The sequence below is a fragment of the Polaromonas sp. genome (assembly GCF_012927455.1).
Lineage (GTDB): Bacteria > Pseudomonadota > Gammaproteobacteria > Burkholderiales > Burkholderiaceae_C > Polaromonas.
In genome coordinates this window covers 352486-373664 of sequence record NZ_JABBPE010000002.1, presented here as the reverse complement: position 1 = coordinate 373664, position 21179 = coordinate 352486, and the positions used below count along the sequence as shown (strand labels likewise).

The following is a 21179-nucleotide window of genomic DNA, read 5'->3' as shown; positions in this document are numbered from 1 at the left end:
GCGATGGCTAGCACTGCAATTCTCGACCGAGTCTGACAAAACTGACCCAGGCGACGTCGCCCTGACTTCCCTTTTTCCTCCAGCACGGCGGCTACACAATTTTGCAGCGCTTGCAAGCTTGCCGGGAACTCACCGCCGCTGCCACGCTCCATCGCTAATGCAGCTAAACCATCAAGTCGCGTTGATCACCGGCGCCGGGCAGGGTATTGGACAAGCCATCGCACTCAAGCTGGCTGAGCAAGGAGCGGACATTGCGCTCAACGTGCGCTCAGACGATGAGCGCGCCCAGGCGGTCCGCGTGGCAATCGAAGCCTGCGGGCGACGTTGTGAAGTGCTGGTGGCCGATGTTTCCAGCGTGGTTGCGGTGCGTGCGATGGTTGCGCAAGCTGCCGCGGCCTTTCCGCGCATTGATATTTTGGTGAACAACGCCGGCATCGAGCGTCGCGCCGGCTTTCTGGAGGTAGAGGAAGCCGATTACGACCAGGTCCTGAACACCAATCTAAAGGGTCCGTTTTTTCTGACCCAGGCCTTTGCCGCCCATTGCCGCCGTGCCGGCCATCCGGGCAAGGTCATCAACATCAGTTCTGTGCACGAAGAGCTGCCCTTTCCAAACTTTTCGCCGTATTGCATGAGCAAGGGCGGTCTCAAAATGCTGATGCGCAATTTGGCCATTGAACTCGCGCCGCTCGGCATCACAGTCAACAATGTTGCGCCAGGGGCGATTCGCACCCCCATTAATTCCAAGTTGCTCGACGACCCCGCGCAGGTTAGCCGGCTTGAGACGCAAATTCCCTTGCGGCGGCTCGGCTTGCCGTCAGACGTGGCAGGGCTGGTGGCTTTTCTCGCGTCTGACGATGCCGGCTATATAACGGGCACGACGTACGTGGTGGACGGTGGCCTGCTCTGGAACTACGCCGAGCAATGAAGGCCATCGACTGTCGCCCCGAGGCCCGGCAGGCGGCAGCCGCGAGTGCGCCACCGGCCGACGTCCACACGCCGGCCGACCGCTATCAGGAGCTTTTCATCGCAGTGCAAAGCGGCGGGATTTTTGACGACTGCAAGGCGTTTGTTGATTGCGCTCCACAAGACGAGCCATCCGCCATCCTTGCGGCCTACCGTGTGCAATGCGGCCGGCCAGGCTTTGACTTGAACGCCTTTGTCCATCAACACTTCGCGCCGCCGTGCATAGATCGCAGCGCCTATGTCTGCACGCCTGGCGTGCCGCTTGTGCAGCACATAGACGCTCTGTGGCCGGTGCTGACGCGCGAGCCGGCCGCTCACCCGGAAAAAAGTTCGCTGCTGCCCTTGCCGCATGCCTATGTGGTGCCGGGCGGGCGCTTTGTCGAGATGTACTACTGGGATTCGTACTTCACGATGCTGGGGCTGGCCCAAAGCGGCCGCGCCGAGCTGGTGCACGCGATGACCGACAATTTCGCCTACCTGATCGACACCTTCGGCCATGTTCCGAACGGCAACCGGACCTATTATTTAAGCCGCTCCCAGCCGCCGGTGTTCGCGCTCATGGTCGGGCTGTGCGAAGCCTGCGGCGGGCAACGCGCCCAAGGGTATTTGCCGCAGTTGCTGCGCGAACACGCTTACTGGATGGACGGGGCTGAACGGCTGCGCCCGGGCGAGGCATGGCGACATGTGGTCGCGCTGCAGGGCGGCGCCTTGCTCAACCGATATTGGGACGATCGCGACACGCCGCGCGAGGAGTCCTGGCGCGAGGACGTGGCCACAGCGGCGCAAGCCGACCGGCCGGCCGCCGAGGTCTATCGTGATTTGCGGGCGGCCGCTGAATCGGGATGGGACTTCAGCACCAGGTGGCTGCGCAATCCTAATTCTGCTGATTCTCCTGATCCGGCAGTGTCCGGAAGTCTTTCGCTTTCAAGCACATGCACCACCAGCCTGGCGCCGGTTGACCTCAATGCGTTCATGTACCAGCTCGAAATGACCATCGCGCGCCTGAGCCGAAACACCGGCGACAGCGCCAGGGGCAGTGCGTTTGAGACGCGCGCGGCTCAGCGCCGCGTAGCGATGGACCGGCTGATGTGGAACGCTGGCGAAGGCGCATATTTTGACTTTGACTGGCAGCAGGACCGGCAGCGCAGCTGCCTGAGCGCCGCCACTGTGACACCGCTTTTTACCGGCCTGGCGAGCCGGCCGCAGGCGGTTGCGGTGGCTGATACGGTGCGTCGGCGCTTGCTTGCCCCGGGCGGGCTGGCCACCACCGAGCAGGCGAGCGGCCAGCAATGGGACCGGCCCAACGGCTGGGCGCCGCTGCAATGGATGGCGGTCACGGGTTTTGAAAATTTCGGGCTGACTTCGCTCGCCAGCGATATCCGTCAGCGCTGGCTTTCCACAGTGCAAGCGGTCTTTGAGCGTGAGGGCAAGCTGGTTGAAAAGTACGCGCTGCGTGATTTGCCGCATGGCCGGGCGGCTGGCGGAGGCGGGGGCGAATATCCGCTGCAAGACGGGTTTGGCTGGACCAATGGTGTGACGCGCCGATGGCTGGCAAATTCATGATTTATCTGAGTTCACCCTGCACAAGCCCAAGGCCTAAATCTTGTGCGACCCCAGCACCTGCGGCGCAAAAAGCTCTTTCTCCCCAAGCATGCGCTGGCAGACGCCTGGCTCAAAGCCGAACTTCAAAAAAGCTTCCAGCGTTTTGCGGTTGATGTCGCCGCCGCGCCCCGGCGCACTACCGTAGGGAAAAAATCTCCACTGAAGATGCAGCGCTTGCGCCTGGTGTAGTGGTCGCCCAAGTCATGGGTGGATGTGATGCGGTGATGTCCGACAGGCGGTCTCACGAGCGAATTTTCACTTCCAGAAAAGCCTTGCACGACGTATACCCAACTGCACAGCACCTTTGGCTGCTGCCGTTTATGGCCGTGAAGTGACCGCGTCGACGTCATGCCGCTACCAGTCGCCTCAGCCAGTCCAGCAGCACGCTTGGCAGCAATTCGGGCCGCGGCAGCAAGGCATAGTGGTTGGGGCCGAAGACCGCTGACAGGTAGTTCGCCGCTTGCCGATCGATGGTCAGGCAAAACGGTGAAATGCCCTGCAGTTTGGCCTCGATCACGGCCTGGCGCAGGTCTTCCACGCCGTAGCGGCCTTCGTAGTCGTCGATGTCGTTGGGCTTGCCGTCGGACAGCAGCAGCAGCAGCCGGTGCTCGGCCGCCTCGTTCATCAGCAAGCTGCTGGCATGGCGCATTGCCGCGCCGGCGCGGGTGTAATGCTCGGGCTCCAGTCCGGCGATGCGCTGCGCCACGGCGTTGTCATAGCGCTCGTCAAAGCGCTTGATGCTGCGCACCACGACCGCTTGCGGCCCTTCTCCTGAAAATGCCAGCACGCTGTAGGGCTCGGCCATGCCGTCCAGCGCGATGCACACCAGCAGCAGCGCTTCGCGTTCGACATCAATGATGCGCCGGTCGGCGGCTATCCAGCCGTCGGTCGAGCCGCTGACATCGACCAGCAGCATGACGCCCAAGTCGCGCCGGCTGCGCCGCTCGGATTGGTAAAGCCGCTGCGCCATCGGCTGGCCGGCGCAAAAATCCGCATGGCTGTCGATGTATGCCTGCAGATCGATGTCGTCGCCGTCAAGCTGCTTGCGCACGCGCACGCGCTGGGCTCGCAGCAACTCGAAGCGGCGGCGAATTTCGTGCAGCATGCCGCGCCGCGCCTGCAGCGTGTCATCGACCCATTTTTGCGGGCCAACGGGCGCGGGCAGCAACAGCACGGTAGCGCCCGGATCGCGGTACGCCCCTAGGCGCCAGTCCCATTCGGGGTAATGCCGCCGGTCCGGTGCCTCGCCCGGCTTGCCCGTCATTTCACGCTTCGCGCGGGATTCTGGCGGGTCGTCCGAGATCAGCACTTCCTTGGGTTTGCCGGGGGCGGACACCAGCCGCGCTTCGGGCAACTCCGACATGGCGTCGGCGAAATCCTCGGCGGCGGTGCTTTCGTCGCGGTCGGTGGGGCGCTGCAGGCCCATCGGGTCTTCGGCTTTTTCCTGTGGCTGGGCGGTCTGCACCATCCAGGCCCCGGGTTTTTTATCGTCTTCATCGTCGTCGCCTTCGCGCACCTCGGGCCTGCGCGACAGGCGGGCGCTGCGGGGCTTGGTGGTGTCGTTGCCCTCATCTTCGCTGGCGGCCGGTTGGCCGGATGCGCGCAAGGTGGCGGGCGGCATGCGCAGCTCGCCAGTAAACCAGTCGCGCCACAACAGGCGCGTACCTTTGAGTGCACGTGCGGCAGTTTCACCCAGCGCGGCAGACAACGCCTGGGCTTGTCGCCGGATTTGCGCTGGCGTGGCTGGCAGCGCAAACAGGCTGGAGTCCAGCCTGCCCGGCAGTCTGGCCAGGAACGCGTTATCGCTGCCGGCGCCCAACAGCGCGCGCACCAGTTCCTCAATTTCTCGCAAGGGCGCGGTGAATGCAGCCAGCTTGGGCCGCTGCTGCAAAGCTTCGCGCCGCAGCGTGGCCAGCGGCGCGGCCATGCCGGGTAAGAGGCGAACCAGTGCATCCTCGGCGGCACGCGCTTCCAGCAGCAAATACAACTCGCGTTCCAGCGGCGCCGCCGCGTCAGGCAGATGCTCGGCGCTGCCGCGTTCGGCGCGCATGGCCTGCTGCAGCGCCAGGGTGCGAAAACGCTCGGTCGCCAGGGCGTCGGGTTCTGGCAGATCAAAGCTTGCCGGCAGCCAGATGCTGCGCCCATCGGTGGCTGGAAAAGCATCGCGCACCGGCGGCAGTTGATGGCGCAGCAACAGGCGACCGGCCCAGGACGGCGCGGCTGGCGGCTGGGCCACGCGCAGCGCAAAGCTGCGGCCAAACACGGCGGCAATCAGCAAGTCGAGCCGCTGGGCGACATCGGCCAGTCGAAGCGGCACGGGGCCGGGAGGGGCAGGGCGATGGCGGCGCCACAGCGCACGCGCAAAAATCGTCGCGTGACGCGCTGCGTCGGTAATGACATCTTCTGCTTCGGCCATGCCGACCCTGGGTTGCCTAAACGAAGGTGGCGTCGACCAGATCGCGCATGGCGCCGATCAGCGACGGCTCGTCCGACAGGGGCGACACGATGGCCGTATAGCACGCCAGATGCACCGGGATACCAGAAGTGATGAGGCGGGCCGCTGCAATCAACAGGCGTGTGCTCGGTACTTCGGCCAACCCCCGGTCGTGCAGGTTGCGCAGCCGCTGGCCCAGCCCGACCAAACCGCGCGCAATCGTCGGGTCCACGTCGCCTTCACGCTCCACGATGGCTGCTTCGCGTTCGGGCGGCGGAAAGGTGAAGTCGAGCGCCACAAAGCGCTGGCGCGTGCTCGGCTTCATGTCTTTCAACATGCGCTGATAACCCGGGTTGTACGACACCACGAGCTGAAAACCTTCGGCCGCGTGGATCGTTTCACCGGTCTTGTCTATCGGCAGCATCCGACGGTGATCGGTCAGCGGATGCAGCACGACGACCGTATCCTGGCGTGCTTCGACCACTTCATCAAGATAGCAAATCGCGCCGTCGCGCACCGCGCGGGTCAGTGGGCCGTCTTGCCAGGCCGTGCCGTCATGGCGGATCAAAAAGCGGCCGACCAGGTCGCTCGCAGTCAGGTCGTCATGGCAGGAAATGGTGATGAGCGGGCGGCCAAGGCGCCACGCCATGTACTCGATGAAACGCGTCTTGCCGCAGCCGGTCGGGCCCTTTAGCATGACCGCCAGACTGCGCGCATGGCATTGCTCGAACACCGCCACCTCGTCGCCGGTTGGCAGGTAGTAGGGCGCGTCAAGCGCTGCCGTTTGCGCTGCGTCAGGCGCCATGCTGACTCAAGCCGCGACCGGTCGCACCGGGCGGACGGGTTTGAGCGCCGGCTCCGGATCGTTCATCACTTCAAAGTGCGGGCTGTAACGGAAAAAATCAATGATGAACAAGGCCACGCCAATCGCAAAGATCGAAGCAGTGATGATCAGCATCACAAAATGGATCTGGATCTTGAGTTGGGCATCGAGGTAGCCCATGCCCATGATGCGCTCCAGGTAAACCTGGCCGATGCCTGCGGTGGCAAACGACAGCGTCATGCCGAACATGCCAGCGATCTGCATCCAGAACGAAACATAGCCCATCGCCGTGCCTTCCTCGGGCCGGCGGGTGATGGAAGGCAGCGCGTAGGTGATCATGGCCAGCACGATCATGGCGTAGGCGCCATAGAACGCCGCATGGCCGTGCATGGCCGTTATCAAGGTGCCATGCGTCCACTTGTTGACGCTTGGAAAGGTATGCGCCAAGCCGAGCAGGCCGGCGCCAAACAGCGTGAACACCGCGCTGCCTACGGTCCAGTGCAAGGCCAGTTTGTTGGGGTGCGCCAGGCCTGAGCGGCGGATGGATGAATAGGCGTAGATCGCCATGCCGATCAGCGCCAGCGGCTCCAGCGCGCTAAAAAAACCGCCGATGGGCAGCCAGTACCCCGGCACGCCGATCCAGTAGTAATGGTGCGCGGTGCCAATGATGCCGGCGATGAAGACCAGGCCAACGATGACATAGAGCCACTTTTCCATCACCTCGCGGTCGGCGCCCGACAGGCGAATCAGCAGGTAGGCAAGAAAGCCGCCCTGAATCATTTCCCACACGCCCTCGACCCACAGGTGAATCGTCCACCAGCGGTAGAAGATCGAGACGGTGTAATTTTCGTACTCAAGCAGCGCCGGCAAATACAGCAGCGCAGCCAAGCCCAGCCCGCCAATCAACACCCCTTCGGTGGTGGTGAAGCGGCCCGACTTCTTGATGGTCATGGCGATGTTGTAGAGGAACATCAGCATCACGATGACGATGACGATCTTGGACGGCAGCGGCTGCTCCAGCAGCTTGTTGCCGGTGCCATAACGAAACAGGTAACCGACGACGGTGGCCACGCCCATGAGCGTCCAGAGCACCAACTGCACATAAGCCAGCTTGGTGCTGTGCAACTCGGTTCGTGATTCGTCGGGAACCATCCAGTAGGTTGCGCCCATGAAGCCGGTCAGCACCCAGACAATCAGCAGATTGGTATGGATGACCTTGGTGACGTCAAACGGCAAGATGTAGAGCAGCGGATCGGGGCCGAGGTACTTGGCCGCCGACAGCAGACCGAATACCAGTTGCAGGCCAAACAATGTGAGGGCAACGGCAAAGTACCAGTAGGCAACTGCTTGGGATTTGTATCTCATGGCGATCTCCGGCGGAAATATGAATGTCTGAAGTCGGTGCTTGGCAACAATGCAGAGCGCATTATTTGAGCGACGACAGGTAGTCGGCGAGCTGGTCGATTTGCGCGGGCGTCAAGTCTTTGGCATAGGTCGTTGGCATGAACGACGCACCACTGGCCGAGTACATAGGACCCGGCACGATGTGCGCGCTGGGCTCGGTGATCGACTCCCGAATGTAGCCCGCCAGGTCTTTGGCTTTGCCCTTGTAGTCGCCTGAAGCCAGCAGCGTTTCAGTGCGTGCCGCCAAACCGGCAAGAGAGGGCCCGGCCATGTTCACGCCCGGCGCAATCGAATGGCATGCGGTGCAGGCCGGCGACGCGCTGCGAAATACTTTTTCGCCCAGGGCAATCGGATTTTCGTTGCCTGCAACGGGCCGCGCGCCGGGCGGCGTTGCGCTCGCGGCGCCGCCAGCGCCTGTGGTTTGCTGGCTGACCGCCAGGTCGGAGCCTGGCAGCGTGGCGCCCGTTACCAGAATCGGGCGGGGCGGCCAGTTCTGGTTATCGACATTGCTCACCCAGTCGAGGAACGCAATCAGGTCGGTGATGTCGGTTTCGCTTAAATCCTGCTTGGGCATCAGGCGGCGGTGACGCGTTTCATCGTAGAACTTGGACGGATCGCGCATGTAGGCCGTCAGGTAGGCCTCGCCGCGATGCTTGGTGATCTTGGTCAGGTCGGGCGCGTAGTAGGCACCCTCGCCAAACAGGGTGTGGCAGTTGATGCAGTTGTTTTTGTGCCAGACGTCTTTGCCTCGGGTGACCGTGGGCGTGATTTTGTCGGCATTGGTGAGCTTGCCAAATTGCCGGTGGCTGTCGATGGTCATGCCGATAAATGCCAGCGCAGCAACCAGCGACGAACCGATGGCAAACAGACGGGTTTGTTTTTTGTTCATGGCGTTGAGCTCTTAAACACTGATGCCGGACCAGTACTTGATGGAGATGAAGGCGGCGTACAAGATGGCGATCAACATCAACAGCACCACCACATGGCTGAATATCTTCAGCGGACCAATCCACTTTTTCATGAGGGCCTCCTTGGCTAGACCTCAATATATCGCCGGCGTACGCGATTTCGACGTTTAGATTACATGTCCATACAAAACCAGGTGAAGCAATAAAAAGTCGGCTGATTCAGCATCAGATGTTGCGGGCTTTTTTTGATTTGTAAAAAAGGGGTAGCTGTTGGCCACTGCTTCAGGTCAGCGTATTCGGCGCCATGTCGCAACGCTGGTCAATGCACGCGCTGACAAGCGGCCCATCGTTGGTAGCGGTTGTAGGGGTAGCAGACATGGCCGTGTGGCGAACGGTGGGCGTGCGCATACCTGCTGTAACGGCGCCACCCGATAAGGGTTCATTGCTAAAAATATCGGCAATGCGGCCAGGCGCACAGACGCCACAGTGCATAGCTACTAATTTAGAACAGTCGGCCTTGCTTGCGGGACGCTTCGTGCGCAGTGGTTTTGCATGGCTGTGGCAACCATGACTGTTTATGAAACTGGAGAAAAATAATATGCGCACCCTGCTTATTGCCTTAACGACATTGCTTTGCACGTTAAACCCCGCTCAGGCCCAGATCAGCGTTGGCATTGCTGCGCCCGGCATCAGCATCGGCATCAACGTGCCGGTCTATCCGCAGATGATGCAAGTGCCCGGCTATCCCGTGTATTACGACCCGGGTGCAAATTCAAATTACTTCTTCTACGACGGTTTGTACTGGGTGTATAGCGACGACAACTGGTACCAAAGCGGCTGGTACAACGGGCCCTGGCAATCGGTAGGGCCTGAATATGTGCCGCTGTTCGTGCTGCGCGTTCCGGTGCACTACTACGGCCAGCCTCCGCCATATTTTCGCGGCTGGCGTGCCGACGCGTCGCCGCGCTGGGGGGAGCACTGGGGGCGCGACTGGGAACAGCGCCACGGCGACTGGGACCGTTGGGACCGCCGCTCAGCCCCGGCGGCAGCGCCGTTACCGATCTACCAGCGCCAGTATTCGGGCGATCGCTATCCGCGCGCTGTAGACGAACAGCATTCGATCCGATCCGATCACTACCGCTACCAGCCACAGGAAGCCGCCACGCAGCGGTATTTTGATCCGCAAGACAACGCCGGCGGCAGCCAGCGAGGCGAACCACCGCGGCCGCAGCGGCAGGATCAGGAACGACAACCACAGCGGCAAGAGCAGCGTCAGGAGCAACGGCAGCAGGAGCAGTCCGAGCGGCGGCAAGCAGTTAATCAACAACAACGTGCGCAGCAAGATCGGCAAGCCCAGCCGCAGCAAGCCGAACAAGCTCCATCACAGGGACGCGGCCCGCGCAACGATGCGCAAGACCGGGGCCGCGAAAACAGCAATGCACAGCAAGACCGGGGTCCCGAGCGCAAGCAGCAGCGCCGGGACAGGGATGGAGAAAACCAGGACGAAGAGCGCGGCAAGGACCGCCGCTAACTGCAGCTTTGCGCAGGGTGAATGCATGGGCTTGCGGTTGCGCCTGCCCCGCTAATCCCAGAACGGCTTGGCTTCCTGCGCAAACCTAGCGTAGACGCCTCGAAGGCCCGCAGTGCAGCCAGTTCCTGTAGCCGCAGCACAGTCGCCGACGTCGGGTTACGCTGCGCTAATCCGACCTGCCGCGCGCGTGATCTGCGATGTTTTTGCATGCAATATCAGGCTGTAGCCCGCTCGTAGAATTCGCAAGTAGCTATGAATTAAATAGCAAATTGTGTACCGGTGACCAGAAGATCCAGCCCGCAAGAACCACGCAATGCAGCGCCACCGTAGCCCAGTAGCCGCCGCGAAAAGACGCCTTGTTTGATTTGTGCCGCAGGATCTGCTGCGCAAACCAGGCGCCGGGCCAGCCGCCCAGCAAGCCGAAGAGGTGCAGCGTGTCTTCTTTCGTGCGCCAGTTTCCCGTCTGCGCAGCGTGCTTGTCGGACCAGTACAGCCAGAAAGTAAGCAGATTCAGCAGCGGTGCCAGCGCCAGAGCCAGTGCGGAAAGCCGCCCCACCCAGATCCCCCACATCACCAGCGCCATCCAGCCCAGCATGAGGAGCATGACGAAAGCAGTCGGCGCCTGACGGGAAGAAGAATGCCTGTAGCTGGATGCGGAGTGACGCAGGGCGCTGGCGCCTGGGGACTTGCGCGGGTGCCGCGTTGTCGGCCTGATGCTTCGATCCATGCCACTTGCCCGCATGACCCCCAGACTTTTCACCGACATGGCGCGCGGGCCTTTTCCGCCGACGTGAATTTCCTCAAAAGTCACCGGCATGCCCTCGTGCGGCGCAGCCGTGTCCTGAAAGTCTTTGGCATGAAAGAAAACGTCAGCGGTCGTGCCGGCGCTGCGAATAAATCCAAATCCGCGTGCGCTGTCCCAGCGCACGACCATTCCATCTTTTCTCATGTGTCTGCCCGAAGGCCGGTAGTTGCAGCTTTCGATTGTCGCGCCAGCGTCAACGCGGCCATTGCGACGGTTTGTGCCGCGCCTGCCCCTGTTAATCCCAGAACGGCTTGGCTTCCTGCGCAAACTTCTCGCAGGCCTGCAGGCAGGCTTGCGCGTTGGCGGCGCGGCGGGCGCTGAGCCAGCCGGTGCCAAACCAGGCGCGCGCATCGTCGCTGACCAGTTGCTGCCAGGCCTGCAGGGCAGCCAGTTCGTCGTTGTACATGCCCAACGCGTCCTGCACGGGCTTGAGCGCAGCAACAAACGCATCGACCTCACGCCTGGCAAATAGCGGCCGCGAAAATTCGGCTAGGTAACGCAGGCGTTTGAGCCGCTTGCGCAGGCGATGCTGCATGGCTTCTTCAAGCTGGAGGAATTGCCGGCCCTCGGTGACCGCCTCCTTGTGCAGCTTGCGCAGACGGCGGCGCACGGTTTTCCTGGCGGATTGATCGGGCTGCATCACCTCATCGGCTGAAGCTGCGTGAACCAGGCCGATCAGGCCGATCAGCGCTTCCTGGAACGCCGGCGCGCGCACCGCTGCCGCCGGGTCAGGCAGCTCGGTAAGGGCAGCGCTCCAGTCCAGCGGCGGCCCGCCTGAAGCCGTCAGTTGGCCTTGCACGCTATGCAGCAGATAGTCGCGGTCACGGTGCAAGCCCAGCGCGCGAAACAGCGCAACGATGGGCGCTTCCCAGGCGCTGTCCACGCCCTCAATCAAGGCGCCGAGTTCGCGCAGGGCAGTGCGCAGCCGGCGCAGGCCGACGCGCAGCTGGTGGATGTGTTCAGCGTCGTTGCAGCCGCCGGCCACGTCGCTGGCGTTGGCCAGCACCTGGTCCAGGCAGGATGCAAGCACGGCGGCCGCCATGGTGCGGCCCGATGCGCGGCGCCCGAAGCGTGGCGCCTGCGCCGCCACGGCGGCGCCGAACGGCTGCGCATCAGCTAACCGCTGGCCTTTCATCGACTTGCTCACGCTGCTTAGCCACAGCCCGTGCGCCTGGCACCAGAAGCGCGCCAGTTCCACGGCGTTTGCCGGGCTGCCTTGCTTGAGTTCCAGCTCCAGTTCACGCACCGGCAGCGCGCGCCTTCCCTCTGGAGTTTTTGCTGAAATGCGTCCCGTGTCCCAGGCAATCTCGACCGACGCCTCGCCGGCGCTGATGATGCGGCTGAGCCGGGTGATGTCGGTCTGGTAAACCAGCTCCAGCGGGGGGAAGGCTTGGGCAGGCTTGAGCTTCAAGGCGCGCTGGATACGCTCGGCCACCGGCGTGCCGTGGTGCCGCGCCAAGTCAAGCAGCGGCGTCGCCCGGCCGGCCAGGTCGACGTTGTGCTCCAGCCGCTCCAGCGGCCGGCTACCCGGCGCCTTGGCGGTTTGCACCCATTGCGCGCCCTCCTTGCGCAGGCGCACCACCACGCCCTGCGCCGCCAGCGCACGATCGGGCGTGTCGAAGTAGCGCGCCAGCAGCCGCTGCCGCACGACCGGCCCGTTGCGCACAGCGGCCTCGACCGCCTCGGCGCAGTCGGCCGGGACCTCCAGCTTGAGTTCGAATTCGGTCATGGCGGGGTCCGATTAGAAGAGTTGGAAAAGGTTGGAAAGGCTGGGTTTCATCCTACCCGCGCCACGGCGGAAATCCAAGCAGCCCGAGGGTTGCAGCGATGGCGCACCATGGCCGGGCTGCTGTTGGCGGGTATGGAATATGCTATTGTTTCGATAGCTGATTGCGCTCGTGCTTATTGGGCTAGAGCGCCATTTACCTACCAATTTATAGCGACGCAGTTCCCTCAACACCCCGGTTCTTTTTAGATCGGCTTAGCCGCATGCGTAAGCGACAGTGACCGCCGCAGCCGTCCGGGTCGTTGCAAGGACGGCTTGAACCACTGGCACGGTCGGACTTGGCAACGCGCAAACCCTCCGCGCGTGGCGAGCTTGCAGGAGATATTTTCAGTAAGCCGTAGCCGTTGATCCGGGCTTGTCCAGCAACCGGCTCAGAGCGCGGGTGCGCTTCGCTTGCGCGATCTAGCCTTATTCGTCAAGCCCTGCGTTTCTTGCGCAAAGGCCAACATGCTTGCCAAGGCCTTATTGACTGCCTCAGAAGTAGGGAATGCTTTCTGAATTTCAGGTTGCAAGACAACGACATTGCTACCCTGCATGAAATGCTTTAGGTGCTTGCCACGTACACCCTTGCCGAGTTGATCTCGCTTCAATTCGGGGATGTCTAGATCAGCCGTTTTGGTAGATGCCTTTTTCATACCGCGTTGCCTTTCGTGCGCTGATGATTCGAATGCCGTTGCGGCGCTCCGTATGGATCACTACCAGACGCCGCGCTTTGTTTGAGATTCCGCAGGTCCGGCTTCGATCCTCGACCTTGGTGCGCAGAGTCCAGCGACCAAAGGGAGCGAGGAGGAGCGCCATGTTATGCATTGTCACCGTGACATCGGGTCTGACATTTTTTCGCGGAGCAATCCCAAGAATTTCTCACTAGGAATGCCACCAGCAGCAAGTTCTTTTGCGACCATTGCCCACGCATCGGAATACTGCCCTCGCCAGTAATAAGCCGTTGCCCATGACCTATAGACGTATCGCTTATTTGGTTCGATCTCTTCAGCCTTCTTGTACAGCGACTCTGAGCGTTCAAACAATTTGAACTTGGCTTCCGAGGTTAGACCTTTGTCGCTGACAGCACACAGGGTAATGAGTCGTGCCGCATCAGGGTGTATGCCTTGGAACGTAGGCGGGTTCAATGCGATTGCTCTTTCCATCATTTGCATGGCTTCGCAATTCCCCCCTTTGTCATGTAGTACGGAGCCAAAGCCGGCATAAACCTCGGGGTTTTGTGGGTTGAGAAGCCATGCCTGATTGAATCTGCGCATTGCGTTCGCTAGATCGTCTCGTTGGTAGTAAGCAAAGGCGTTGTTAACAAATGCAGCACTCGCTTTCTCTCGTGTTCCATAGTGGTTGGTTGTGTCGGCTATCAACTTTTCGTCGCCCGCCTTCAACTCAGGAATCGTGCTTCGGTCCATGCCTCCATACATTGGCACCTGGTCGATTGGAATTTGCTCATCTGCACGGAGTAAGGTCGAGAAGGACAGAAGAGAAGCAGCGACAAAAACAACGACGCGATGGCTCATAACATTCCTCGGGCTATAGATGCATAACGTTGAGCGTTTATCCGCCGTCGCAACAAGTCTTCGTAAATCATCGATGGCCTCCTGCGGCAGATACCTCGTTGGACGGAACCGTCTGCGCGGCGGTCGATACAGGGGTTTGAAATTTTCAAGCCCTGCTAACCGGGCAGATTATGGGCTGCTGCCCGCGCCGATGGCAAGCCAAAACTGTGCAGGCATGCAGTCACTACCTCAAACCCACATTCGCCGATGTCGGATTACGCTGCGCTAATCCGATCTACGAAGAACGGCGAATCCAGATGGACTTTAAGCCACCAGCTCAAGCAGCCCGTGCGCAAGCAGCTACTATTTTGATAGCGTGTGTAGCGGAATGTCTTTGTCAGCCGCCAACTGGTCGAGCTGCTTGCGTGTCTGCGTGAGCAAGAAGGCGGCAACCGCCTGCTGCGTGGCGGGGGCGAACATGGCCTTCATGCCTGAGGCCTCGACCCCGGCCGCTGCGCACAAGGCGGCGGCGAAATGCGGCTCCAGCGCAGCGACCGCGACACGGCCATTTTTACAAGGGTAGACGCGGTAGCCGGCGTGCGCGCCGCCGACCGTGCCGGCGGGCTGTGTCAAGCCCCAGTGCCGCGGCAGCGCCAGATAGGCGGCAGCGCCGGACAGCGTCACTTCGATGAATACGCCCTTGCCCTTGGCGTGTTGGGTCAAGGTGGCTTGCAGCACGGCCTCTACGGCCATCAGCGAGCCGCCCATGTCGGCGTAGAGCGTGGCGGGCAGGTCCAGCCCGGTCACCAGGCCGTTTTCAGCGAGGTAGGTCAGGTCGTGGCCGGGTTCTTCGGCACGCTCGCCCGGGCTGCCGACGATGGCAACCAGCGACAGGGAAGGGTAAAGGCGGTGCAGCTGTTTCCAGGCCAGCCCCAGCTTGGCTAGCGCTGAAGGGCGAAACGAGGTGAGCAGCACATCGGTTTTTGCCAGTTCGCGCTGCAGCAGTTTCTGGCCGGCATCCGTTTTAAGGTCCGCCGTCAACAGCTTGATGCCTTGGTGCAGTTGCGCATAGGCCGTCGGGCTGTAGCGGCCCATCGGGTCCGCGCCGGGCGGCTCCAGCTTGACGCAGCGCGCGCCCATCTGGTGGCAACGCATCAGCGCGGCCGGTCCGGGCAGGTTGAGGGCCAGGCTGAGGATGCTGACGCCCTTGAGGGCTTGCAGTGGTTTGATGGGGGTGGTGTTCATTTGCTATTAAATCAGTAGCTGGTTACGCCCGGTTTATGTGGGCTGGAGGGCGAAATTAATCATAGTCTGCTCCTGGTAAAAAACCGTGCGTCGGTTCACTCGCCAAAATCCAACGGCAGTCCGACATAGTTCTCGGCCAGCGAGCGTGCGCCGGCTTCGGAGTGAATGATGTAGTCGAGTTCGGCCTCTTGCAGCTTCTGGCCAATCTCGCCGTTTTCGGGGAAGCGGTGCATCAGGCCGGTGAACCACCAGGAAAAGCGCTCGGCGCGCCATACGCGGCGCAGGCAGCGCTCCGAGTAGTGGTCGATGCCGGCCTGGCTTTTCTCCTGGTAAAACTCTATGAGGGCGCTGGACAGGTATTTCACGTCGGTCGCCGCCAGATTCAGCCCCTTGGCGCCGGTGGGCGGCACGATGTGCGCGGCATCGCCGGCCAGAAACATGCGGCCAAAGTGCATCGGCTCGGTGACAAAGCTGCGCAGCGGGGCGATGCTTTTTTCGAGGGACGGGCCGGTGACCAGCTTAGCGCGCCCCTGTGGGTCAAGCCGCAGGCGCAGTTCCTGCCAGAAGGCTTCGTCGGACCAGTCGCTGGCCTTGTCGGTCAGCGGCACTTGCAGGTAGTAGCGGCTGCGCGTGTGGCTGCGCTGCGAGCACAGGGCAAAGCCGCGCGGACTGTTGGCGTAAATCAGTTCTTCATGGACTGGCGGCGTTTCTGACAACACGCCAAGCCAGCCGAAGGGGTAGATTTTTTCGTATTCCCGAATCGCGCTGTGCGGCACGCTGGCGCGGCACACGCCGTGAAAGCCGTCGCAGCCAGCGATGAAGTCGCAGGCGATCTCGTGCACCTGCTTGCCAGCCGGGCCGTCCCCTTCCGTCTCGTAGCGCACAAGCGGCTGGGCGCTGTCAAAGTCATGCACCGTTACGTTGCCGGCGCCATAAATGGTCTGCAGGCCGGCGGCCTGGCGGGCATCCATCAGGTCGCGCGTGAGTTCGGTCTGGCCGTAGACCATGACGTTTTTACCGCCGGTGAGCCGCTGCATATCGATGCGGTGGCGCTGGCCCTTGAACAGCATGTCAAAGCCGCCATGCACCAGGCCTTCCTGGTGCATGCGCGCGCCCACACCGACTTCATCCATCAGGTCGGTGGTGACCTGCTCAAGCACGCCGGCACGGATGCGGCCCAGCACATAGTCGGCGCTCTGGCGTTCCAAAATGACGGCGTCCAGGCCGGCCTTGTAGAGCAGTTGCCCCAGCAGCAGCCCGGCCGGACCGCCACCCACGATGACGACTTGAGTACGCATGGTGTCTCCTGTCAAGCGCTTGCGATGTCCGATAGCTGATGCCTGATGTCTGATGCCTGATAAGTCAAACGCCGAGGTATTGCTGCAGCAGATCAGGACTGGCCTGCAGTTCTGCCGAGCTGCCTTCAAACACCACCTCGCCCTTGAGCAAGATTACATTGCGGTCGGTGATTTGCGTGACATGCTTCCAGTTTTTATCGACGATGACGCTGCTGATGCCGGTCTCGCGAATCAGCCCGCAGATTCGCCAGATCTCGCGCGCCACCAAAGGCGCCAGACCTTCGGTGGCCTCGTCAAGAATCAGCACATCGGGGTTGGTCATCAGCGCGCGGCCTATGGTCAGCATTTGCTGCTCGCCGCCGCTGAGCTGCTGGCCGCCGTGGCCCAGGCGCTCCCGCAGGCGCGCAAAGGTGTCGAGCACGCGCTCGTAGGTCCAGTCGCGCTGGCCACGCGAGCCGGCCCGCGCCGACATGAGGAGGTTTTCCTTCACGCTGAGGTTCCCAAAAATGCCGCGGCCCTCGGGTACGTAGGCGATGCCCCGCCGGGCAATTTCATAGGGCGCTCGTCTTGTCATCGGCAGGCCGGCAATGGCAACCGAACCCGAGCGCGGTTTGACCAGGCCCATGATGCTTTTCAGCAGCGTGCTTTTTCCCATGCCGTTGCGGCCCATCAGGCCGATGGTTTCGCCGCGCGCCACCGAGAAGCTGACGCCGCGCAGGATGTGGCTGGCGCCGTAATAAGTGTGGATCTGCTCGGCGTTGATGAGTAAGTCGGCCATCAGTGTTCTTCACCCAGGTAAGCCGCCTGCACGCCCGCATCAGCGCGGATTTCTGCCGGCTTGCCACTCGCAATCACTTGGCCGTTGACCATCACCGTCAGTTGGTCGGCCAGCGCGAACACCGCATCCATGTCGTGCTCCACCAGCAAGATGCCGTGGTCCTTCTTGATACTTTGCAGCAGCGTCACCATGCGTTCGGCTTCTTGCGCGCCCATGCCGGCCAGCGGTTCGTCGAGCAGCAGCACCTGCGGCTCGGTGGCCAGCGTCATGGCGATCTCTAACTGGCGCTGTTCGCCGTGGCTGAGCGTACCGGCACCGCTGTTTTTCCTTTTTTGAAGGCCGGAAAGCTCCAGAGCCTTTTCAGCACGGGCGTTGACAGCTATAAAACTTGTAGCATGACTGAGCCAGCGCGCGGCGTGCGGCTGGCGCGACTGGGCGGCCAGCCGCACGTTTTCCCAGACACTGAAAGGCAAAAAGATGTTGGTCTTCTGGTAGCTGCGCCCCAGGCCCTGCGCGGATATTTTCTCGGGACTCCAGCCCGTCACGTCGCGCTGGCCCAGCATGACCGAGCCCGAGGTGGGCGGCAAATCGCCAGATAGCAGATTGGTCAGCGTGGATTTGCCAGCGCCGTTGGGGCCAATGACCGCATGAATTTGGTTGCGCAGCAGCTCCAGCGACACATCGTTGACGGCAGCCAGACCGCCAAAACGTTTGGTCAGGTTTTTGGCGCTTAAAAGTAGGGCCCCCACACTCGTCACTTGGTGTACTTCGCTGCCCCCCAAAGAAATTGTGCTTGCTTGGGGCAGTCCGGCGCGGCGCACATCCTCACTCATTGGATGCCTCCTTGCGTTGGCCAAAGCGCTCGACCAGCCCGAGCAACCCGCGTGGCGCAAACACCACCACCCCCACGATGAAAAGGCCCATCCAGAGCTGCCAGTGCTTGCCCAGATTCACGCTGCCGATCTGCGGCAGGTCTTTGAACACATGCAGCAGATATTCAAACGCAAACGCACCCACAATCGCGCCGGCGAAGTTGCCCATGCCGCCCAGAATCACCATCATGATGGCGTGCGCGCTCATGTGAAAGCCCATCAGTTCGGGATTGATGTAGCCAGTCTGCGTGCCCCACAGGTAGCCGGCCAGCCCGGCCAGCGCGCCTGCCAGCGTGAAGGCCGCCAGCTTGTAGCCAAAGACGCCATAGCCCATGGCGCGCATGCGGTGCTCGTTGACGCGAATGCCGGCCAGCGCGCGGCCAAACGGGCTCCAGAGCAGGCGACGCAAAAAGGCATAGACCAGCAGCAGGGCGCCCAGCGTGAAGTAATACAGCGTGCGCTTGCCGTCCAGATCAAACGGCACCCAGCCCGCAATTTGCGCACTCGGCTTGAAATTGATGTAAAGCCCGTCGGAGCCGCCCAGCAGCTTGTTGTCAAAAAACAGGTAGAACACCATCTGGGCAAAGGCCATGGTGACCATGATGAAGTAAATGCCGTGTGTGCGCACCACAAAAAAGCCGATGATGAGTGCCGCCAGGCCCGAGGCCAGAACGGCGATGGGCAGCGTCCACCACAGGCTCACGGCCTCGCCCTGCGGCGTCAAGAAAGCCAGCGCATAGCCGGCCAGACCAAAGTAGGCCGCATGGCCCAGCGACACCAAGCCGGTTACGCCCTGCAGCAAGTCCAGACTCATCGCAAAGATCGCCATGATCATCATGCGCGTGACCATCTGGATGTAGAAATCGGTGCCAGCGAAAGGGAAGGCGGCGAGGGCAATCAGCCCCAGCGCGAGCGCCACCTGCACGCCGCGCGGAAGAATCTCAAGATTTGCTTTTTGCGTGCTCATTGTTTGAAGAGTCCTTCAGGCTTCCAGAGCAAAACGGCCGCCATCAGCATGTACACCAGCATGCCCGCCACCGATGGCAGCAAGACCTTGCCAAAGGTATCGACCAGCCCGACCAGCAACGCGGCAATGAGCGCGCCGCGCACCGAACCGATACCGCCGATCACCACCACCACAAAGCACATGATGAGCACCTGCGAGCCCATGTTGGGATACACGCTGGCAACCGGCGCGGCGATCATGCCGGCCACAGCGGCAAGCCCAACGCCCAGCGCAAATACCACCGAATAAATCAGCCTGATGTTGATACCGAGCGACTCGGCCATGTCGCGGTTGAATGCGCCGGCGCGTATCTTCATGCCGAGACGGGTTTTGGAGATCAGAAAATAAAGACTGATTGCCAGCGTGATGCAAACGCCCGACATAAAAAGGCGGTAGACCGGATACGACAGGTTTTCGGTAAGCGGAATCGATGCGCTGAGCAGATCGGGAATGGGCACGCCGTGTACGTCGTCGCCCCACAAGATGGAGCGCAGTTCCTCAAAAATATAGATCAGGCCAAAGGTCAGCAGCACCTGGTCCAGATGGTCGCGCTGGTAGAAGTGCCTGAACAGCAACCACTCAAGTGCGAGGCCGAAGATGATAGAAAGCCCCGCGCCCACGATGATCGCCAGCGTGAGGCTGCCAAATTGCGCGCTAAGCGACCACGCCAGATACGCACCCAGCATATAAAAACTGCCATGCGCCAGATTGACCACGCCCATGATGCCGAAGATCAGTGTCAGGCCAGCCGCAAGCATGAAGAGCAGCAGGCCGTATTGCACGCTGTTTAAAAGCTGAATGAGAAAGTTGGCTAAATCCATCGATGAATTATTCGGATTTTTATTTCAGGAGTGGCGACGCGTGAGCCTCAGCATAAAAAAGGAGTAGGGGACGGTTACTGAAACGATACGCAGTGCTCGACTGGGTGTTTCTTAACGCAAGCAGGGGCCGCGGAGCCGGCTTCGCCGGGCCGCAGGCGCAGCGGCTCCCTTGGGGGGCAGTGAGCTATGCGTAGCAAGCGACCGTGGTGGCCATTTCAGGCCATCTTGCAGCCGGCGCCGCTGTCGGCCAGCGCTTTAGCGGCTACGCCCAGCACCTTGTTTTCCTTGTTTTCAACCACGCGAAGGTACATGTCCTGCACCGGGTTGTGCGCCTTGCTCATGGTCCATTTGCCGCGCGGGCTGTCGATGGTTGCGCCTTCCATGGCCTTGTACAGCACCGGTTTGCTGTTCAGGTCACCCTTCACGGCATTGGCGCCTTGAATCAAAAGCAGACCGGTGTCGTAGCCCTGCACCGCATAGACGTCGGGCTGGGCCTTGTAGGCTTTGGCGTAGTCGAGGCGAAATTTTTTGTTGCGGGGCGTGTCGAGCGAGTCGCTGTAATGCATCGTCGTGATGATGCCGTCAGCAGCCGGGCCGGCGGCTTCGAGCACGCCCTCGGTAAGAAAGCCCGAGCCGTATAGCGGAATCTTGCCCTTGAGGCCGGCGGCTGCGTAGTCTTTGATGAATTTGGCTGCGCCCCCGCCAGCAAAAAAGCAGGCGACCGCATCAGGTTTCAGCGCGGCAATTTCAGTCAGCAGTGCCTGAAATTCGACCTGCGGGAAGGGCAGGCCGAGCTCTTTGATGATGGTGCCGCCAGCGGCGGTGTAGCTTTCCTTGAAGCCTTCGAACGCTTCGTCGCCCGCAGCATATTTCCAGGTGATCCAAACGGCCTTTTTGTGGCCCTTGGCGATCATGGCCTGACCCAGCGCCCGGGTTGGTTGTGAGTTGGTAAATGAGGTGCGGAACACGTTGGGCGCGCACAGGCCGCGCGTGGCGGCGTGCACGCCGGCGTTGGGTATCAGGCTCAGCACACCGCTTTCGCGCGCGACTTTCTGAATGCCCATCTGCACGCCCGAATGCACGGTGCCGACCAGCACATCGACCTTGTCGCGCTGCACCAGTTTGTTGGCGTTTTCAATGCCCTTGGAGGGATCGGATTCGTCATCGACCTTGAAGTATTCGATCTCGCGGCCACCGAGCTTGCCGCCTTGCTCATTGATGGCCAGCCGAAAACCGTTTTCAATCGCCACGCCAAGTTGCGCGAAGGTGCCGGTGTAGGGCAGCATGAAGCCGACACGAATTTTGCTGGCCTGCGCGTGCGCGGGCAGCAGCAGGCCGGTGGAGGCCGCGCCAATCAAGCTGGCGCAGCGGGTCAGTACAAGGCGACGTGATGTCATGGGGGGTCTCCGG

19 protein-coding genes are annotated in these 21179 nt (G+C 61.6%); 3 read left to right on the top strand and 16 right to left on the bottom strand.

Annotated features, from left to right (window positions below):
- The first annotated feature begins 157 nt into the window (after window positions 1-157).
- Together HHJ18_RS02315 and treF are read left to right on the top strand one after the other, a co-directional pair.
- The gene (locus HHJ18_RS02315; RefSeq protein ID WP_296911127.1) at window positions 158-925 is read left to right on the top strand and encodes a glucose 1-dehydrogenase; all 768 of its coding nucleotides are present in this window, start codon (window positions 158-160) and stop codon (window positions 923-925) included.
- Window positions 922-2526 carry an alpha,alpha-trehalase TreF gene (gene treF, locus HHJ18_RS02310; RefSeq protein ID WP_296911125.1) on the top strand — a complete coding sequence of 535 codons (1605 nt, stop codon included), beginning with the start codon at window positions 922-924 and terminating at the stop codon, window positions 2524-2526. Before HHJ18_RS02315 ends, treF begins: the two co-directional genes overlap by 4 nt.
- A 385-nt stretch (window positions 2527-2911) precedes the next feature.
- Here the strand turns inward: treF and HHJ18_RS02305 are convergent, their stop codons facing one another.
- The 4 genes from HHJ18_RS02305 to HHJ18_RS02290 all read right to left on the bottom strand — a co-directional run bounded on the left by HHJ18_RS02305 (window position 2912) and on the right by HHJ18_RS02290 (window position 8115).
- Window positions 2912-4981, bottom strand: coding sequence for a VWA domain-containing protein (locus tag HHJ18_RS02305; RefSeq protein WP_296911123.1), 2070 nt, complete (start codon window positions 4979-4981; stop codon window positions 2912-2914).
- 16 nt (window positions 4982-4997) lie between these two features.
- Window positions 4998-5804 carry a CbbQ/NirQ/NorQ/GpvN family protein gene (locus HHJ18_RS02300; protein ID WP_296911121.1) on the bottom strand — a complete coding sequence of 269 codons (807 nt, stop codon included), beginning with the start codon at window positions 5802-5804 and terminating at the stop codon, window positions 4998-5000.
- A 6-nt stretch (window positions 5805-5810) separates the two neighbouring features.
- The gene (locus HHJ18_RS02295; protein WP_296911118.1) at window positions 5811-7187 is read right to left on the bottom strand and encodes a cbb3-type cytochrome c oxidase subunit I; all 1377 of its coding nucleotides are present in this window, start codon (window positions 7185-7187) and stop codon (window positions 5811-5813) included.
- A gap of 61 nt (window positions 7188-7248) precedes the next feature.
- Complete coding sequence (locus HHJ18_RS02290; RefSeq protein WP_296911116.1) at window positions 7249-8115, bottom strand: cytochrome c; 867 nt, start codon at window positions 8113-8115, stop codon at window positions 7249-7251.
- A 617-nt stretch (window positions 8116-8732) separates the two neighbouring features.
- Between HHJ18_RS02290 and HHJ18_RS02285 the strand changes: the two genes are divergently transcribed.
- Window positions 8733-9665 (top strand): hypothetical protein, encoded by a 933-nt coding sequence (locus tag HHJ18_RS02285; protein WP_296911114.1) that lies wholly within the window; start codon window positions 8733-8735, stop codon window positions 9663-9665.
- Between the two features lie 250 nt (window positions 9666-9915).
- Here HHJ18_RS02285 and HHJ18_RS02280 read toward each other — a convergent pair whose 3' ends face one another.
- The 12 genes from HHJ18_RS02280 to HHJ18_RS02230 form a co-directional block, all read right to left on the bottom strand.
- Window positions 9916-10614 carry a cold shock and DUF1294 domain-containing protein gene (locus tag HHJ18_RS02280; RefSeq protein ID WP_296911112.1) on the bottom strand — a complete coding sequence of 233 codons (699 nt, stop codon included), beginning with the start codon at window positions 10612-10614 and terminating at the stop codon, window positions 9916-9918.
- Between the two features lie 91 nt (window positions 10615-10705).
- Window positions 10706-12199 (bottom strand): CYTH and CHAD domain-containing protein, encoded by a 1494-nt coding sequence (locus HHJ18_RS02275; RefSeq protein ID WP_296911110.1) that lies wholly within the window; start codon window positions 12197-12199, stop codon window positions 10706-10708.
- Between the two features lie 428 nt (window positions 12200-12627).
- Window positions 12628-12891: a hypothetical protein gene (locus HHJ18_RS02270; protein WP_296911108.1), complete on the bottom strand. Its 264-nt coding sequence runs from the start codon at window positions 12889-12891 to the stop codon at window positions 12628-12630.
- Window positions 12863-13054, bottom strand: coding sequence for a BrnT family toxin (locus tag HHJ18_RS20925; RefSeq protein WP_366558793.1), 192 nt, complete (start codon window positions 13052-13054; stop codon window positions 12863-12865). The genes HHJ18_RS02270 and HHJ18_RS20925 overlap by 29 nt, the downstream gene beginning before the upstream one ends.
- Before the next feature lie 11 nt (window positions 13055-13065).
- Window positions 13066-13770, bottom strand: coding sequence for a hypothetical protein (locus HHJ18_RS02265; RefSeq protein ID WP_296911107.1), 705 nt, complete (start codon window positions 13768-13770; stop codon window positions 13066-13068).
- 342 nt (window positions 13771-14112) lie between these two features.
- The gene (locus tag HHJ18_RS02260) at window positions 14113-14994 is read right to left on the bottom strand and encodes a CoA transferase (RefSeq protein ID WP_296911105.1); all 882 of its coding nucleotides are present in this window, start codon (window positions 14992-14994) and stop codon (window positions 14113-14115) included.
- 95 nt (window positions 14995-15089) lie between these two features.
- Entirely contained in the window at window positions 15090-16292 is a 1203-nt protein-coding gene (pobA, locus tag HHJ18_RS02255) for a 4-hydroxybenzoate 3-monooxygenase (RefSeq protein ID WP_296911103.1), read from the bottom strand.
- A 64-nt stretch (window positions 16293-16356) separates the two neighbouring features.
- Window positions 16357-17070 carry an ABC transporter ATP-binding protein gene (locus HHJ18_RS02250; RefSeq protein ID WP_296911101.1) on the bottom strand — a complete coding sequence of 238 codons (714 nt, stop codon included), beginning with the start codon at window positions 17068-17070 and terminating at the stop codon, window positions 16357-16359.
- Entirely contained in the window at window positions 17070-17819 is a 750-nt protein-coding gene (locus HHJ18_RS02245) for an ABC transporter ATP-binding protein (protein WP_296911895.1), read from the bottom strand. The genes HHJ18_RS02250 and HHJ18_RS02245 overlap by 1 nt, the downstream gene beginning before the upstream one ends.
- Before the next feature lie 76 nt (window positions 17820-17895).
- Complete coding sequence (locus HHJ18_RS02240) at window positions 17896-18909, bottom strand: branched-chain amino acid ABC transporter permease (RefSeq protein WP_296911098.1); 1014 nt, start codon at window positions 18907-18909, stop codon at window positions 17896-17898.
- The gene (locus HHJ18_RS02235; protein WP_296911096.1) at window positions 18906-19769 is read right to left on the bottom strand and encodes a branched-chain amino acid ABC transporter permease; all 864 of its coding nucleotides are present in this window, start codon (window positions 19767-19769) and stop codon (window positions 18906-18908) included. The genes HHJ18_RS02240 and HHJ18_RS02235 overlap by 4 nt, the downstream gene beginning before the upstream one ends.
- A 215-nt stretch (window positions 19770-19984) precedes the next feature.
- Window positions 19985-21166: an ABC transporter substrate-binding protein gene (locus HHJ18_RS02230; RefSeq protein ID WP_296911094.1), complete on the bottom strand. Its 1182-nt coding sequence runs from the start codon at window positions 21164-21166 to the stop codon at window positions 19985-19987.
- Between the last annotated feature and the right edge of the window lie 13 nt (window positions 21167-21179).